The 15,824-nt window shown below is 48.3% G+C and carries 12 protein-coding genes; all 12 read right to left on the reverse strand.

Translation table 11 applies throughout. The features are described 5' to 3' along the window. Nucleotides 1-40 precede the first annotated feature (40 nt). The 12 genes from LK04_RS15725 to LK04_RS15775 all read right to left on the reverse strand — a co-directional run bounded on the left by LK04_RS15725 (nucleotide 41) and on the right by LK04_RS15775 (nucleotide 15,815). A complete protein-coding gene (locus LK04_RS15725) occupies nucleotides 41-1,012 on the reverse strand; it encodes a DUF4123 domain-containing protein (RefSeq protein ID WP_039329446.1) in 972 nt (323 codons plus the stop codon). Between the two features lie 27 nt (nucleotides 1,013-1,039). Further along, nucleotides 1,040-1,549, reverse strand: a complete 510-nt coding sequence (locus LK04_RS15730) for a hypothetical protein (RefSeq protein WP_059109811.1) — start codon at nucleotides 1,547-1,549, stop codon at nucleotides 1,040-1,042. A 258-nt stretch (nucleotides 1,550-1,807) separates the two neighbouring features. After that, nucleotides 1,808-2,812, reverse strand: a complete 1,005-nt coding sequence (locus tag LK04_RS15735) for an IS630 family transposase (RefSeq protein ID WP_039329450.1) — start codon at nucleotides 2,810-2,812, stop codon at nucleotides 1,808-1,810. A 178-nt stretch (nucleotides 2,813-2,990) separates the two neighbouring features. After that, the gene (locus tag LK04_RS15740) at nucleotides 2,991-3,854 is read right to left on the reverse strand and encodes a tetratricopeptide repeat protein (RefSeq protein WP_039329452.1); all 864 of its coding nucleotides are present in this window, start codon (nucleotides 3,852-3,854) and stop codon (nucleotides 2,991-2,993) included. A gap of 11 nt (nucleotides 3,855-3,865) precedes the next feature. After that, nucleotides 3,866-4,141 (reverse strand): sel1 repeat family protein, encoded by a 276-nt coding sequence (locus LK04_RS20695; protein ID WP_156138045.1) that lies wholly within the window; start codon nucleotides 4,139-4,141, stop codon nucleotides 3,866-3,868. A 564-nt stretch (nucleotides 4,142-4,705) separates the two neighbouring features. Beyond that, complete coding sequence (locus LK04_RS15745) at nucleotides 4,706-5,734, reverse strand: putative type VI secretion system effector (protein WP_039329453.1); 1,029 nt, start codon at nucleotides 5,732-5,734, stop codon at nucleotides 4,706-4,708. A gap of 204 nt (nucleotides 5,735-5,938) precedes the next feature. Continuing rightward, on the reverse strand, nucleotides 5,939-6,967 hold the full coding sequence (locus LK04_RS15750) for a putative type VI secretion system effector (RefSeq protein ID WP_039329455.1): 1,029 nt from the start codon (nucleotides 6,965-6,967) through the stop codon (nucleotides 5,939-5,941). Then, nucleotides 6,964-9,783 carry a T6SS effector BTH_I2691 family protein gene (locus tag LK04_RS15755; RefSeq protein ID WP_039329457.1) on the reverse strand — a complete coding sequence of 940 codons (2,820 nt, stop codon included), beginning with the start codon at nucleotides 9,781-9,783 and terminating at the stop codon, nucleotides 6,964-6,966. Before LK04_RS15755 ends, LK04_RS15750 begins: the two co-directional genes overlap by 4 nt. Before the next feature lie 24 nt (nucleotides 9,784-9,807). Continuing rightward, nucleotides 9,808-10,074 carry a PAAR domain-containing protein gene (locus LK04_RS15760; protein ID WP_039329458.1) on the reverse strand — a complete coding sequence of 89 codons (267 nt, stop codon included), beginning with the start codon at nucleotides 10,072-10,074 and terminating at the stop codon, nucleotides 9,808-9,810. Between the two features lie 18 nt (nucleotides 10,075-10,092). Beyond that, on the reverse strand, nucleotides 10,093-12,480 hold the full coding sequence (locus tag LK04_RS15765) for a type VI secretion system Vgr family protein (RefSeq protein WP_052205989.1): 2,388 nt from the start codon (nucleotides 12,478-12,480) through the stop codon (nucleotides 10,093-10,095). Further along, entirely contained in the window at nucleotides 12,480-15,125 is a 2,646-nt protein-coding gene (gene tssH / locus LK04_RS15770) for a type VI secretion system ATPase TssH (RefSeq protein ID WP_039329460.1), read from the reverse strand. The genes LK04_RS15765 and tssH overlap by 1 nt, the downstream gene beginning before the upstream one ends. 198 nt (nucleotides 15,126-15,323) lie before the next feature. Further along, a complete protein-coding gene (locus tag LK04_RS15775) occupies nucleotides 15,324-15,815 on the reverse strand; it encodes an Hcp family type VI secretion system effector (RefSeq protein WP_039329461.1) in 492 nt (163 codons plus the stop codon). Between the last annotated feature and the right edge of the window lie 9 nt (nucleotides 15,816-15,824).

Here is a 15,824-nt window from a genome sequence, read left to right on the forward strand (position 1 = left end):
TCACCCACCTCCATTTTACATGTAAAATATATAGAAAATATTAGCATGGGTGTTGTGGAAATTGCTTTTGACAATCTTCAACAATTCTCGTCCAATCTATATTCTGCAGGAAATCGGCCATCGGCTGATAATTTTTATCGATTGATCTTTCCGTTCTGGCGATCATAACAGCTATATCTTCATGTAGATAAACAGAAGGATGTTGGGTCAAAATTGCGATACTTAGGGGCAAATATACTTCAGGCCGAGACCACACTGACGTATGAGAAAGGTCGTCCATTGCAGCCTCTAACCATAGTCTGGCGTTTTTTTCACTGACAAGTACTTCATTACGAGAGGTTTTGCGATAAGTGTTTAAGCAAATATTTAATACGCCTGCACGCTTTATCTTCTCCCATGTCGTTCCAGAGATAGATAGCGAGAAATCCAACTGCTCTTCTCCGCGATAATAGCCTTGCTGGCACATAACTTTTCCGTCTCCATCGAGGAAAAACCAGTCGTTTACTGCACCAAATAGTCTATTCCGCTGCCAATCATCTAAATGCTTTGAGGTCATCGCAATAACAGTAGGGTCGTAAAAACGCAGCATATACGTTCCCAAATCTAAGACAGGCTGTATCGAGGTCTCCGATATATGTCGTTTTAGATAATCTATCGATGCGGATGATATCAGCCACCCGCAAATGGTGCGCCCTCGACCCTGCGTCAGTTTTTTAGGCTTCAATTCATTCATCGCGGCCAACATACTCTCATTTAACAGCACATCATTGTCGGGCGTGATCGCCACTAACCATAGCTCCATCACCCCATCAAGATCTGGATGGGGGAAAAGAATTCTGTGGCAGTTCAATTCATCGACAATAGGCCACAAGTCGCTGTCTTCATGCAAAGTACGTAAAGTAGGATCGATAAGCAGCCAACATTTTTCATGTTTCCTAAGACTTCTCGCTTTAAGCCGAGCAAGGTTTTCACTCGTAATTAATTCGCCACTACAGGTCATGTCATTAAGCATAGTAAATTTCCTGACGCGTCTACCAGTTTAATAAAAGGTAATACTAATCAGCTCCAGATAATAAAACGCAGACACAAACAGCAGCGAGCTTATGACAAAAATGGCTGATAGTTTCAACAGGCGAATAAAATATGAAGTAGCCGGTGGACGTTCCTGCATGTTGCAGTCGAAGTTTTTAGCCATAAAAGGATAGGCGCTTAAAAACAAGCATAATGACAACACAAGAATCAATACCAGATCGCTATGAAAGTGTCCAATAGTGAGTCCTCTCACGCCATTGTTAAGAAGATTAAAAATGGAAACAAGAATGCCACAGAAGCCAATAACTGAAGGCCACATAAAATCGCTTACATAAAACATTTTCTTTATAAAGCGAAACTCAACCGTATCTCCTAAACCAATAAAGTTAAACCATTTCGATTTGCCTCCCTGGTTTTGATAAAAATGGGCAATCGCCGATCTCATTTCATCTAAAGGGGGCAGCCGTATTTTATCAGAGCAGGAGTAATACGTTTTTTCTAAAGTTGATTGTGTCATGGTGTTTTCCCTAACGGTTACATGGTGTATTTAATGATAAGGTCGCCGTCATTGTTCTTATCAATTTCGTAAATTTGTTTAGATGTAATCATCATGCCAGGCATAGTAAATGACGTTTCACACTTGCGATAAAATGGATTGTCATTTTCTTTCCCCACAGTTTAAATTGACTCAACATGTATTAATAAATCTTTCGTCTTCATACTATGTTGCATTAGCATCGTGGTTTTAAAGGCTAAATAGCTGCGCCTAATACCGCTACACTTTTGCCAGACCATGTTTCCCACCGGGGAAGGGGCTGGCAGTTTCCATAAAGTGCCGTACCTTTTTCAGCAACTGCCACATTGAATGGCACTGGTGATTGCGCGTTATTGTGTCATGAAGCGCCTGCCATAAGCGTTCAACGTGGTTCACCCATGGTGAGTAAACTGGCTGATAAATCACTCTGAACTTCGGATTCTCCTTTAGCCAACGCTGCGTTTTCCTGCTTTTATGGATGATGTAATTGTCCACGATGAGTGTTATCGTTTTTGCCCGTCGGTACGTGGCTTTCAGGTGTTTCAGCAGGCTAATAAACAACACCGAACTTTTAATGTTTCCGACAACGTAGCTCACTTTTCCCGTGCCGCTGTGTAACGCACCGACCAGACAGTATTTTTCATTCTGTCCCGGTGTGACGACGCGTTTTTGCTTCCCCCGAAGCTGCCAGTCCGCGCCGATTTTGGGATTGAGATGGATATCAACTTCATCCTCATAAAATACCGGATGTTCAGCACTGCATTTGTCCAGCGCTTTATGGATTGCCGCCATCTTTTCGTCTTTATGTGGGTCACGAATACGCAAGGTTGGCGCTGCTCTGCGCCACACAAGCCCGGCAGCATGCAACCTGCAGCCGGTTATGTCTTTAATTTTTATAGCTAACAATTCCGTACTCCAGCGTGAACGCTGATAACCAAAATCGCCGGGAGAGTGCTTTATCAGTTCGCGCAACAGCGTGCAGATATGCTCAAAGGGCCAGCGACGTGAACGCCCGGCAGGCAAGGATTTCAGTTCTTCAATACCCGACAGCGTAAACCAGTTAATCCAGCGCCCAATGGATGAACGGGGGCAGCAGAGGGTTTTGGCCACGTCGTTGACACGGTCACCACGATGCAGCATCAATATTGCGGTCAACCTGCGGGCGTGGTTCTTGTCATGCGTTTTATGTATCGCTTTCTGCATCAGGCGTCGTTCGTCGCGGGGGATTGGTGCTATGATCGGCATCGCTCAGTCCGGTTGGTGACAGGGTTGGTTTGGCGATTGATCAGATCGCACAATCCGGACTGAGTTCCCTCAAAGTGATCTACTATTCCGCGCAGCTATTTAGATGTTCGAAGGGATAAGGAATGAAGCAGCACACAAGTAGCAATGCGCTGCTTTTATCAATTAGCATTTTCTACTTTTAATTCAAATGGCTCAACTCATCACAACTCTTCTTATAACCTTTATCACAAGATGTCTTAAACATATCTATTGCCTTTTGTATGGATTTATTTACTCCCTGGCCATTTACATACATAACACCTAGCTGATACATAGCATCCAGTTGATAATCTTTGCCAAGATCATACATACCGCTATTAGTTAGTGTGGTTGAAAGAACTTGATAGTAATGAAATGATTTTTTAAAATCAATCTTAGGAAAAGATTCATTACTGTTATATGAATCGCGACCATGATAATAAAAATAAGCCATCTTGTGTACAGCTTGTAGATTGTGACGTTCTGCTGCTTTTTCTAAATATTCAGATGAACGAAGGGAGTCGGGTTCATGCTGATATTGATAATATTCAAAAAGAGCGTATGACGCGTTGGAATTGCCCTGTTTATCAGACTCAATTAGATATTTAAACGCCTTATCACGTTCAACTTTTACACTATTAGTTCCTCGAAGATAGATATATCCTATTTCATACTGTGCATCTGCATTACCTTCTTTAGCAGCCTTTTTCAGATAGTATATGTATTTTTTTTGATCGTATTTTTGAATTTTATCGTCACCACCATACATCAAAGCTAGTTTATAGGATGCATCGGCATTTCCATTATTGGAAAGACTCTCTAATTTAATTTTATTTGTCTCATGGAAATGTCTAAATTCTTCACCTGCACTTTTGAGATCATCATATTCAGCAAAATTATTTTCGAGCATAACCTTTATATTTAACACAGCCTTAAATTCACCTAACTGCGCTGCCTTATGAAGTAATTGTTTAGCTAATTTAACATTTCTTCCCTGAATTCCTTCCCCTGAATAATATAACAAACCTAATCCATTTAAAGACTGAGCATTACCTTTTTTAGACGATTCTTCCCATAGTGTCTTTGCCTTCTGAAAGTTCGGGGAAGCCCCTCACCTGTATAATACATCTTTCCTAAATTATATTGAGCTTGTGCATCACCATGTTCAGCAGCTTGCTGACATGCTTGCACATCAACCTGGCAGCTATCATAAGCCTCATATATCTCCTTATCACTTTGAGCACAGGCCGGACTACTAATCAGAAATACCTCTAACAATAACAAACTGCAATAAAGACTTTTTTTCATCATATTTACCTGCCTGTCATATAGGGAAGGAAAATACTACCCACTAATTATTTTTAGGATGGTAGCAATATTAACTAATATTCAAAATTATTTTTCAATGCAAATCTCTTTGACATTATTGTAGAGCCGGAAAATTAATACTCAAAGTTAAATGTGTATATTATCTTTTAAAATGCTTATTGCACCATAAGAAGAATGGATCATTTGTATCTTTATCTCCTGTTTCTGACTTCACTTTTACTATGGCAGATGCATCATGAAATTTTTATATACCAAATGAACGATTTGACCAATCAATAAATGATTTATTGCATTCTGCTTCTCGCGCCTTCTGGAGTAATTGCTTTGGATCAATTGCTTTTCTTTTCTCACGTTAGCCCCTTCACGATAGTGATTTGGCAGGTAAAAAACCTCACAAAAAATTAATAATTCACACCTATCAAATCTGAAACTTTAAAATAACCCAACGAGAACGAATCCATAATTACTATTAAGACCCCACAACTAATGATATGGGTTGAACTCTGTATTGTACTTACTCCTCAATCCTAAACATCAAAGCATTTTTTAATAATAGTACCAAAATTCCATAAAACCCACCCATGTTGTAGTTGGCCTTGGTGGATTACTTTTATCTCCTGGCGAATACCATCCTCCATTACGCTTAAGCTCTTTTTCTTTCTTGGAGGTTATAGCTCCCAGGCTAATGTTTTTTGGTTTCTTCCACTCATATGCATGAAATATATTTTCAGCAAAAGCACAGGCTATTTTAGCATAACCAAGATAAATACTATAAAAAAGAAGCCCGATAACCGAACCTCCGACCAAAACTATAGTTAACGTAAGAACATAGAAACTATGCTTGTTGTAAATAATGCTTTCATACATAAAATCAGAAACAGAACCTTTTATCATAGATATTTGTATTCCATGAATTATTATTAGCATCAAAAGCACAAACCAAACTGTGTGTTTTATTTTTAATTTAGCTTGAATATACCGGCCATGATCAGCTCTAGGACAGACTGAAACCACTCGCTCCGCAGGTAAAGCAATCGCATAAACCTGATAATGGTCATCCTGCCATTCTGCCGCCAATTCGACCTCATCACCGACCTTAAGATAAGTGAGTCCGACCCAACCTGCAAAAGGTTTACCGTTGATCATGCCCTTAATATAGTCCGCGTCACTGCTCATCGGCAGCTCTTCTTTTAGAGCCAATCCGGCCAGCGCAGGGCTGTCGAAAGCAATCGCCGCTGCACCCATTCCCGCTTTTTCACCGGAAGACATCTGGTGATAGGGGTGGCTGATATAGAAATCAGGCATGAAATCTGCCTTACAGCGTATGCGACTGAATTCCTCCAGTCGGCCAGTTATTTTTTCCAGCTGGCCGCGGGGTGGCAGTACTGGCGGCGGGGGAAGAGCTTCCAGCGCAGCCAGCGCTGACTCCAGTCGTGTCTGCGCCTCTATCAGGTCATTATGCGTTTTACCCGGCTCATTATTTCTAAGCTCATTTTCGATAAATAATTTATGGTATTCTGCTTCCCGCGCCTTCTGGAGTAATTGCTTTGGGTCGATTGGTTTTTCTTTTCTCATGACAGCCCCTTCACGATAGTGATTTGGCAGGTTAACTCTTTAAAGTAAAATTAATAAATCGCATCTTATACATTAAAAATATAGCAATCCAATGAAAATAAATTTATATCATTAAAAACAACCATTAATTGATAAAGAGATTGACTTTAATATTGTAGCCACCCCTATAGTTAAACTAAAATACCTAAAAGTAAATATCATCTTTCAGTAATAGTACCAATACTCCATATAACCTAACCCCTTCATTGTTGGGCGAGGTGGTTTGCTATTATCGTCAGGCGAATACCATTCCCCACTACGTTTAAGTTCTTTTTCTCTATTTAAGGTTAACGCCTCAAGATCTATTCCTTTCGGATTCTCCCACCCAAACGCTCTAAATACATTCTCAGCTAGCGCACAAGAGGTCTTAACATAGCCAAGATACATACTGTAAAATATCACCCCTATAATAGGAACTCCTACAGCCGTTTGAATTGCCGCGTACAAATAAAAACGGTCCTTATTATTAACTAAACTATCAAATACATTTTGTAAAAATGGACCATCGGCTAAAGAAATGTATATACCTTGAATGAGGACCAGCATAAAAGTCAAAAACCATATTGTATGTTTTAATTTCAATTTTGCCTGAATATAACTGCCATGATTAGCCCTTGGACAGACTGAGATCATTCGCTCGGCAGGAAGTGTTATTGCATAAACCTGATAGTGGTCATCCTGCCATTCTGCCGCCAGTTCGACTTCATCTCCTACCTTTAGATGGGTGAGTCCAACCCAGCCAGTAAAAGGCTTACCGTTGATCATGCCCTTAATATAATCCGCTTCACTCGTCATCGGCTGCTCCTCTTTTAGAGCCAGTCCGGCCAGCGCAGGGCTGTCGAAAGCAATCGCCGCTGCACCAATTCCCGTTTTTTCACCGGAAGACATCTGATGATTGGGGTGGTTGGTATAGAAATCCGGCTCAAAATCCGCCTTACAGCGGATGCGGCTGAATTCCTCCAGTCGGCCAGTTATTTTTTCCAGCTGGCCGCGGGGTGGCAGTACTGGCGGCGGGGGAAGCGCATCCAGGGCAGCCTTTGCTGCCTTTAGCCTCTCCTGAGCTTCAGTCAGGTCACTTAGCGTTGTCTCCGCGTCGTTATTCGCCAAGAGTTTTTCAATAAATGATTTATTGTATTCGGCCTCCCTCGCTTTCTGCAGTAGATCTTTTGGACTAATTGCTTTTTCTTTTCTCACATAATCTCCTTCAGAGTGGTCTGTAAACTGGTAAGTTGCTCGTCATAATTATCAAACCCAGGCTTTTGTCCAAACACACAATGGGTACACCAGACTTGTAAATCATCATCGGAAAATGAGGTGATTATCACTTGCAATAGAATTAAACCAACCTGAACTTGCCACGATGCCAGAATACCTAATAACCGTAGCGCCCCTGTTCGAGCAACGAAGCCAGCCCCAATTTTCTCTCCACTTTGCAATGCAAGTTGTGCTGCTCTGCCGCCACCACTTTCCCCCAGAGAAGCTAAAGTTCCTGCTGAAGATAAAAATTGTCCTAAATACTTCACTAAACCAACCACATCAACAACTGCTTTAATCGTATAAAAACAAACCATACCAAATCGGTTCTGATCAAATGACTTCTTACCATTCATCACATCAAGATATACAGTCGCCACAGATGCAGTCGCACCCAGGAGTGCCCCTGAAAGCTTTATGCTTTCAATGGTCTTTACTGCCGATGCCTCACCCTTTTCAAAAGCTGGTAGTATTAGGTCGCTGATAAGCGATAAAGCGCTTAACCCACTAGCAGCAAGCGCTGCCTGGCTTTTAATATCACTTTCTTTAACTTGACTCGTCAAATAAGCCAAATCCAAACCATTAAGGAATAACATTAATAGGCCAAGGCGGGAGGTTTTTATTGTTGTTGGCCCTCCATCGCTTTTAGAAAATTCATTCCAGGCATCATTTAACTTTGCGTACTCTTTTAACCGCTTATTATTCTCAGGCAGAAACCTCTTATCACTTTGTAGATCATGCAATATCTGGCTTCTGAGCTTTGGCATCTCCCTGAACTGGATATCCAGATGTGAGATAAAGTGTTGATAGGGTACGCCAGCTCTCAGTGAGAAGATGGTTTTATAGATAGTATGTACCAGACCATCTAATTTATTTCCTAAACGCCCAAAGTTAAAGACGCGCTCTCCGACAGTTGCTAAGAATAAGTCTGACTTACCAAATGCACGATTAAGCCAGTCGGCGTTTTCTGGCAGTGCTTTAGCAGACTCTTTGATCGCTTTAGAAACAAAGCCGGTGTATTTTTTCAAATCCCCGGCTTTTGCAACTACTGCCAATAAAACCGGCGTAGATGTCGGATCGGTATCGTTGTTATGGCTTTTCGCCGATGACAGCAGAACTTCAAGCTCACTCTTAACCTCAGGGTTATTCCCCGCCACCGTATTCCAGACCAGGTTGCTATCATTGGCGGTACTTTGCTCCTGCACCCAACGGTCCAGCAGAGCTACCCCCTGAGCGGTATTGCTTATACCGCTGATTGCTACGCTAACAATACTGGCGTAGCGGTAATTATCCATAAATTCGGTGGTCTTATAATCCTGCAGCGTGGCGATAAACAATTTTGCCTCAAGCCATTTCACTACATTCGCCACACGCGCTTCATATTCCGCTTTGACCTGCGCGCTAAAGGTGGTGTAACAATCCACAAACTTCTGTCGCTTCTGCGTATTCAATCTGGCTTCATATTTTTTCCAGCTGTTCTTGCGCCATTCTGCATCAATACCAGGGTAGGTTGCTTTCCACGCCTCAACTTTCTGTTTCAGCGCGGCAAACTGCCCTTTACGCACAGTCACATCTTTCATGTTGAAACGCATCATCTCTGATTGATACATGTCAGTCGGCACTTTCTCTAGCTGCCACTGCTCGACTTCATCGCATTCACTCAGCAATTGGTTTTGCATCTCAGGACGTTCGGCAAAATTACTACGAATGCCGGCACGCTGTTTAATCATCTGCTCTGAATCAATGCCACCTCGCGACAGCGCTGAACGTCTGTTACTCAAATCTGCACTGGCGGCATCGCTGAGTAATCCCTGTACGGTGGTGAGATCGGTGTGGGTTTTCAGCTCAAACGCTTTCTCTTCGAAAAACTGCGTCTGACGCCCTGCCACATCCATACTCCAGCAGTTTAGTTCGTGTACGATGCCTACTGCATCCCATAGTGGAAGCAGCAGCGGCGGGCACGCTTTGCCGTCTTTATTGAGGCTACGGCTTTGCATTTTTTCCGCAGTCACGGCACTTTTACTGCGACGAGTCAGTGCCCAAGGGTAAAGTGTTGAGACGCGCTCCAGTAAATGTTGATTAAAGCCGTAGTTATCGGCTCCGGCTCTGCTTTCCGCTTCTGACGGCGTACTAATGGTATTGCTCAGCACAAACGAGCGAAAGTTCACTGAGGGTAGAATGTTCTCAACCCCAACATCCTGATATTCAATCACACTCTGCAACGACTGAGCATTCGCTTGGGTAGCTCCAGCCTGCTGCGCTTGATTCATCCATTGTGCTGGCTGGATTTTTTGCATGCGTGCATCGCGGGCGCCACTCTCCTGCTTGTAGCGATTAAGTGTGGTTTCACTCCAGGCATGCTGACTGAAGGCCAGCCACACATCGCCGCATTTTTCCGGCTCCGCAATACAAAAAAACTCGACCATGGCGGCATCATGTTGCTTCGAATGGCAAGAGGGCGTGCTCTGCGCGACGGGTGCATCAGCATGTGTTTGCAACCAAAGCGAACCGTCATCAGCGATGCTATAACACTGCCAGTAATTGCTGCCCTGCGGCCCTTGCGCATAGAACAGATAGAGGAAGCCGCGTCGCATTGCCCTGAGTGCATACTGGTCGCCATGATCCAGCGGCACGCCGGTTACAGGTGCGCTTTGTGCCCATGCAGGCAACGTCGTGGGAATGGTTTTAGGAACGACGGCATAACGCACCGGCAAAATGGCCAGTCCGGTGGAATTACATTCGTTATTACAAGCCATGGTAGAGTCCTTTACGCTTCACGTTTATTTATTGAAGATTTGTGCTTGCGCCACGACGCGATGATCACTGCAACGGCACATGACCTTATCTTGATCCTGCACCAATCGAGTGGATCCATTCATTATGCCGTCACAAGTCCCCGATATCGGGAATGTGCCTTTGCAACTCAGGCAGCTTGCCATGTCTCCATGCTGTGCAACCTGTTTGCCCTGTTCGAAATAATTGGATGTCGCCGTGATAATGCTGCCATTGGTGGTGCGATCACCCATGCAGGCCAGTTTCTTTGTCATATTTTCTCCAGGCTTGTCTTATTCACTCAGAGTGACGAAAGATTCTTGCCCACGGGCAGCAGAAATCACGCCAGGAGCACAACCTTGCGGCAATTGCGCTGCTGCATTGAGGCTTGCTGAGCCCTGGCGTTGAATGGTGGGGGTTTTCATTACGACGTTACTGGGCGCACCCATCTCTATCTGACCATCTTTAATGCGGATGAAAGCACCGCCGCAGGTGAGTAGTAGTTCGGTTTTCGCCGTCACCACCACTTTGTCATCCTGGCTGGCAATCGTAAGCTGCTTCTGTGCAAGGAGGTCGAGTGCATCACTTTGTGCCTGAACTTCAACTTTTCCTTTTGCCGCAAACATTTTGATGCCTAACCGATGGGCAAACAGACTCAATGTATCCCCTACCGCCAACGTAAACTTTTTAGCGATGCTGATATCACCGTCGGCGCCAGAGGTGGCAATTAAATTTTCACCCGCTGAAAGCTGTAGGCTGCTGGGTGTCACCTGCGCAATCCCCTCCGGGGCTGACATGAGAAGCGTCCGTTGCTTGAGCTCTTTCAGTGATTCATTCATCAGTGCCGTTTGCTTTTCCAGATCGGCCAGCTCGGCTTTCGCGGCATCGGCTGCATGGCGTAGCCCTTGCGTAACCTGCCTGGCGTTTTCCAGTTCGCTTAATGCCGCCTGCATATCCAACGCCTGCCCCTGCGCCAGCTCCTGACCATCCGCACTAATAAACAGACCTTTCCCTGCACGAATCGCACCCCAGCTGTCACTGCGCAGTTCAAAGCCTTCGCCACGCTGGGTGCGTTCACCATCGACCAAATGGCCAAGGTTTAGCTGGCTTTTACCGCCGTATTCGGTGGAGAGTTTGATGTGCTCTTTGCCGCGCTCATCTTCCATGCGCAGCTTGTTGTTGGCCGGGGTGCGAATCACGTTGCGCTTGTGGTTGGCGGCACTGACGTGATCTTCATTGCGCGAGTCGTGCAGCGCATAAGCGATATAAGGACGATCGGGATTGCCCGCTTCGAAGGCGATCGCCACTTCGGTGCCCGCGATCAGCGGCATATGCCAACCGTAGGTATCGCCGCTGTACGGTTTCGCCAGACGCACCCACAGACTTTCGTAACCGGTTTTCCACTGCGTCAGGTCGAAGTCAAACTTCACCTTGTAGCGACCGCTCTCATCCAGATGCGCGTAGGTGTCATTTTCCGTCACGCTGGTAACGCGTGCCTGCAAGGTCCCGGCGATGGTGGGGCGTTTGAGCAGTGGCGGGCGGTAGCCCACAGTTTCGCTGTAAGGAATACCTTGCCAGCTGAGCGTAAATGACGCGTCACGGCCGCCCTGAGCGCTGATGGCGGTGATCACCACGCCCGCAGTAAACAGCGGTGGCACATCACCGATGATTTCCAGCATCTGCCCTGGTTGCAGTGTAGCCGCGTTGCTGGCACCGCTCAGTTGATGCTGGGCGTTGAGCAAACGTTCGTGGCGCAAACGGGCATAGAAGGCACCGGTTTCTGTTTCGGCGTCCTGCTGCGCGCCTTGCGTCAGGTAGTTATCGCTATAGCGATAGACTTCGCCATAAGCAGTGCTGTCGGCACCGGCATCACCGTCGGTGAGCAAGCCGTTTTGCGCATCGCGATAGTTGTAATCTTTGACTTTGACCGCCTGGCTCACCACCTGGTGGCTGCTGCTGAGCTTCCACACCGATTCGGTGGCGCCGTCGTTCATGCCCGAGAGAGCGCGCAGCGGCAGTGACACATCAAACTGATAGAACTGCTGGTCGTCAGCGAAAATCACGATCTCTTGCTGCATGCGGCTGTCGGCTGCAAAGCGATACCAGATGCCCACTTCAGACAGCAGACGCTCGATAAACGCCAGATCCGATTCTTGCCACTGCATCACCTGTTCGCGACGCGGATAAGTGCCACGCAGGCGGAACTCAAATTGCCAGCCTTCAAACTGGTGATTATCACGCAGGATCTGTTCAACGATCTCCGGTACTGACTGGTTCTGGAAAATCGCCGGACGGCTGGCATTGCCCAGCAGCGCCAGTCGTGGCTCCAGCGTGACCTGATAGCGGGTTTCATCCAGCGAAGAAGAGAGACGTTGGAATTGGGTGATCACGCCATGCACGGTACGCGGTGATTCCATGCCCGGCAGAGAAAAACCCGCGAGCTGCATACCCGGCGCATTGAAGCTGAAGCTGGCGTTTTTTAGCAGCATCTGTTGCGGCGTGATGCCGCTGTCGAGGCTGCTAAAAATGATCTGATAACCATAAAGACCACTCAGCGCTTCATCCCCTGTAAAGGATTCCACATCCAGCGCCGCTGCACCGCCCTCCACCTTAAGGTCATAACGGTTCATCGAGCCACTTAAGGTCTGGCCGATTTTTGTCGCGATATCTGCCAGCGCCATTATGCGTTCTCCCCATGCTGTGCCGTCAGGCTCAGGGTGATGCCGGTTTCATCATCGAAGCCCAGCGTCAGGTGCGTCGGTTTCTCCTGCTGCGCCAGTTGCTGCAGCAGCGTTTGCGACAGCACCGGCAAAATCTGCTGGTTCAGCAAGCTGTCGATGTTGCGTGCACCGCTGTCCGGCAGCAGACAAGCGCTGACCAGCGTGTCATACAGGCTCTCCTCGATGTGGCACTGCAGGCCGTAGTGACGTTGCAGCCGTTTGGCGACCTGCCCCAGTTTGATCCTGACGATTTCGCGCAGCGCCGCTGCATTGAGTGGGCGATAGATCACCGTCTGGAATCGCGCCAGCAGCGCAGGCTGGAAGTGACCGCGCAGGATTGGATGCAGCAGTTCATTGACTGTGCTGGCCGGAGCTTCCGGCTGCTGCTCCAGCAGTGCCATCAGTTCATCGCTGCCGAGGTTGGAAGTCATTAATATCACGGTATTGCGGAAGTCGATTTCACGCCCTTCGCCATCGCGCATCACGCCACGATCGAACACCTGATAGAACAGGTTGAGGACATCGCGGTGCGCTTTTTCCACTTCATCCAGCAGCACCACGCTATAAGGGCGTTTGCGTACCGCTTCAGTGAGAATGCCGCCCTGACCGTATCCTACGTAACCCGGCGGCGAGCCTTTCAGCTGCGATACGGTATGCGCTTCCTGATACTCCGAGAGGTTGATGGTGATCAGCGCACGTTCGCCGCCAAACAGCGTGTCGGCCAGCGCCAGCGCCGATTCGGTTTTACCCACGCCGCTCGGTCCCACCAGCAGGAATACCCCCAGCGGGCCGTTTTCTGCCGTCAGGCCGGTTTTCGCGGCACGCAGACGCTGAGCAATCGCGTGCAATCCGACATCCTGGCCAATCACCCGTTTGCCCAACTGCTGTTCCAGTTCGAGCAGGTTGGTCTGTTCATCTTTCAGCAAACTGCCCAGCGGCACGCCGGTCCAGTCGGCAATCACTTCTGCCACGCTGCGCGCATCCACATCCAGCGACAGCAGTGGCGCGTTGCCCTGCAGCGTGCTGAGTTGCTGCTGTAGATCGCTTAAAGTCGCGCCCTGCTCCGGCTGCTGGCGAGCTGTAAGGATCTGCTCTGCCAGCGTTTTTTCCTGCTGGAAGCGCAGTTCAAGCGCGGAGCATTGGGTTTGCAGCGCGCTGCGTTGTTCCGCCAGCGTGGTCAGGCGCGTGGCATCACCTTGGGGATTGAGTGCCAGATCGTCCTCAATCGCCTGTTGTTCCATCGCCAGTGCCGCGAGCTGCGCCTGCAACTGCATCAGCGCTTCTGGCTGCGTGTCGAGGCTCATGCGCACACGCGCACTGGCGGTATCCAGCAGATCCACCGCCTTATCCGGCAGTTGGCGGGCGGTGAGGTAACGACGCGAAAGCGTCACCGCTGCCTGAATCGCCGCATCCTGAATGTGTACGCCATGATGTTGTGCGTAGCGAGATTTCAGGCCGCGCAGCATCAGAGTGGCGTTGGCGTCATCTGGTTCATCCACTTTGACCATTTGAAAGCGACGCTCCAAAGCGGCATCGCGTTCGAAATACTGTTTGTACTCTGACCAGGTGGTAGCGGCGATGGTGCGCAGTTCGCCACGCGCCAACGCGGGTTTCAGCAGGTTAGCGGCATCCGCGCCACCCGCCTGGTTGCCCGCACCGATAAGGGTGTGGGCTTCATCAATAAACAGCAGCACCGGTTCAGGGGATTGCTGGACGGCATCGATCACGCTTTTCAGGCGCTGCTCAAACTCCCCTTTCACTCCCGCACCTGCCTGCAAAATACCCAGGTCAAGGGTGCGCAGTGAAACCGGCTTCAGGCTTTCCGGCACGTTGCCCTCGGCAATGCGCAGCGCCAGTCCTTCTACCAACGCGGTTTTACCCACACCCGGCTCGCCGACCATAATCGGATTGTTTTTGCGGCGGCGAGAGAGGATATCGATCATCTGGCGGATTTCATTATCGCGGCCAAGTACCGGATCGATGTTGCCTGCACGCGCCTGCGCGGTGAGGTCGTGGGTAAACTTGTTCAGTACCTGCTGCAGCGCGTCAGACAAGGTCTGTTTGCCGTTCAATGCGGGTGGCGCGTTGTCATCCGCCAGCACCGTTGCACTCTCCGCCAGCGCCTGCTGTTCGGGACGCTCTTCTGACTGAGCGTCCAGCAGCGGACGCAGTCGTTGCAGTTGGGTAGCGCTCAAACTCAGTAGCGGCCAGGCCTGTTGCGCGTGCAGCCAGGCCGGTTGGGTGATCAACGCCTGCAACAGATGTGCAGAGCGAATCGATGTCGCATTCTCTTCCAGCGAGGCCACCAGCCAGGCGGATTGCAGCAGGCCACTGAGCGCGGAAGAGAGCTGAGGACGCTGGGTGACGCTGTGCGGCAAGGTCTCAAGATGGCTGAGCAGCGATTGCCACAGCCCATCCAGATCCCACTCATAGCGGCGGGCTACGGTGACGATATCGCCTTCACCGCTTTCCAGCAGTTTCAACAGCCAGTGCTCCACGGTAATTTCCCGGTGTGCGCGGGTTTGGCAGAGCGCGGCGGCGGCGTCCAGCGCCCGAGCGCAAAAGGGGTTTAGTCGGCGAAGTAAAGCAGGTGAAGAGATGTCCATAATAGTCCCGTCCTATGGCAAAAAATCGGGGCATTCATCGTGTTGCGCCATGGCTACCGCACGACCGAGGATCGTTCGTTGGGTAGAACAGCAAGTTGTGCGATGAATCCAGTCACTGACGCATCGATGTCAATGAGGTACGTAACAGCAGAACAGGCGCCCCACACGGGGCGCACTGAGATTACTCACGCAGCGGCATTACGCCTGTGCGCGCTCATTCCAGGAATCGGAGTGAATGATGTTGCCGTCTTTGTAGGTCCAGATAACTTTTTCATAGCGCAGCTCAACCACTTCCAGGTGGTTGTGCTTCTCTTTGGCGGGATCTTTGATGTCATGCATCAGCGGAGCCACTTTCACCACCTTCACGTTTTCCAGCTTGGTGTTGAAATACTCTTTTTCCTGACCGGCATCGTCGATTTTGTACCATTTGAATTCAGCTGATTTCAGGGTCTGGCCTGAAGTCACCGCCTTATAGAGATACGGGGTTGAAGAATCGACTTCTTTAGTAAACACTAACGGCGCGTGCACGCGGGTTCCGGTCAGCTTGCCAGTGTTGTTGTCCGTTGGGATGTACAGCGCATGGTCCAGTGCCACGACTTCGATGCTGCCTTCACGGTTCTGTACAGTAACGGAACCTTTGATATCAGCACCGCCGTCGTCCTTCAGCCAAAGGTATGCTGGAATAGCCATGATTAACTC

The organism is Pantoea vagans, assembly GCF_001506165.1.
In the GTDB taxonomy this organism is placed as follows: Bacteria; Pseudomonadota; Gammaproteobacteria; order Enterobacterales; family Enterobacteriaceae; genus Pantoea; species Pantoea vagans_C.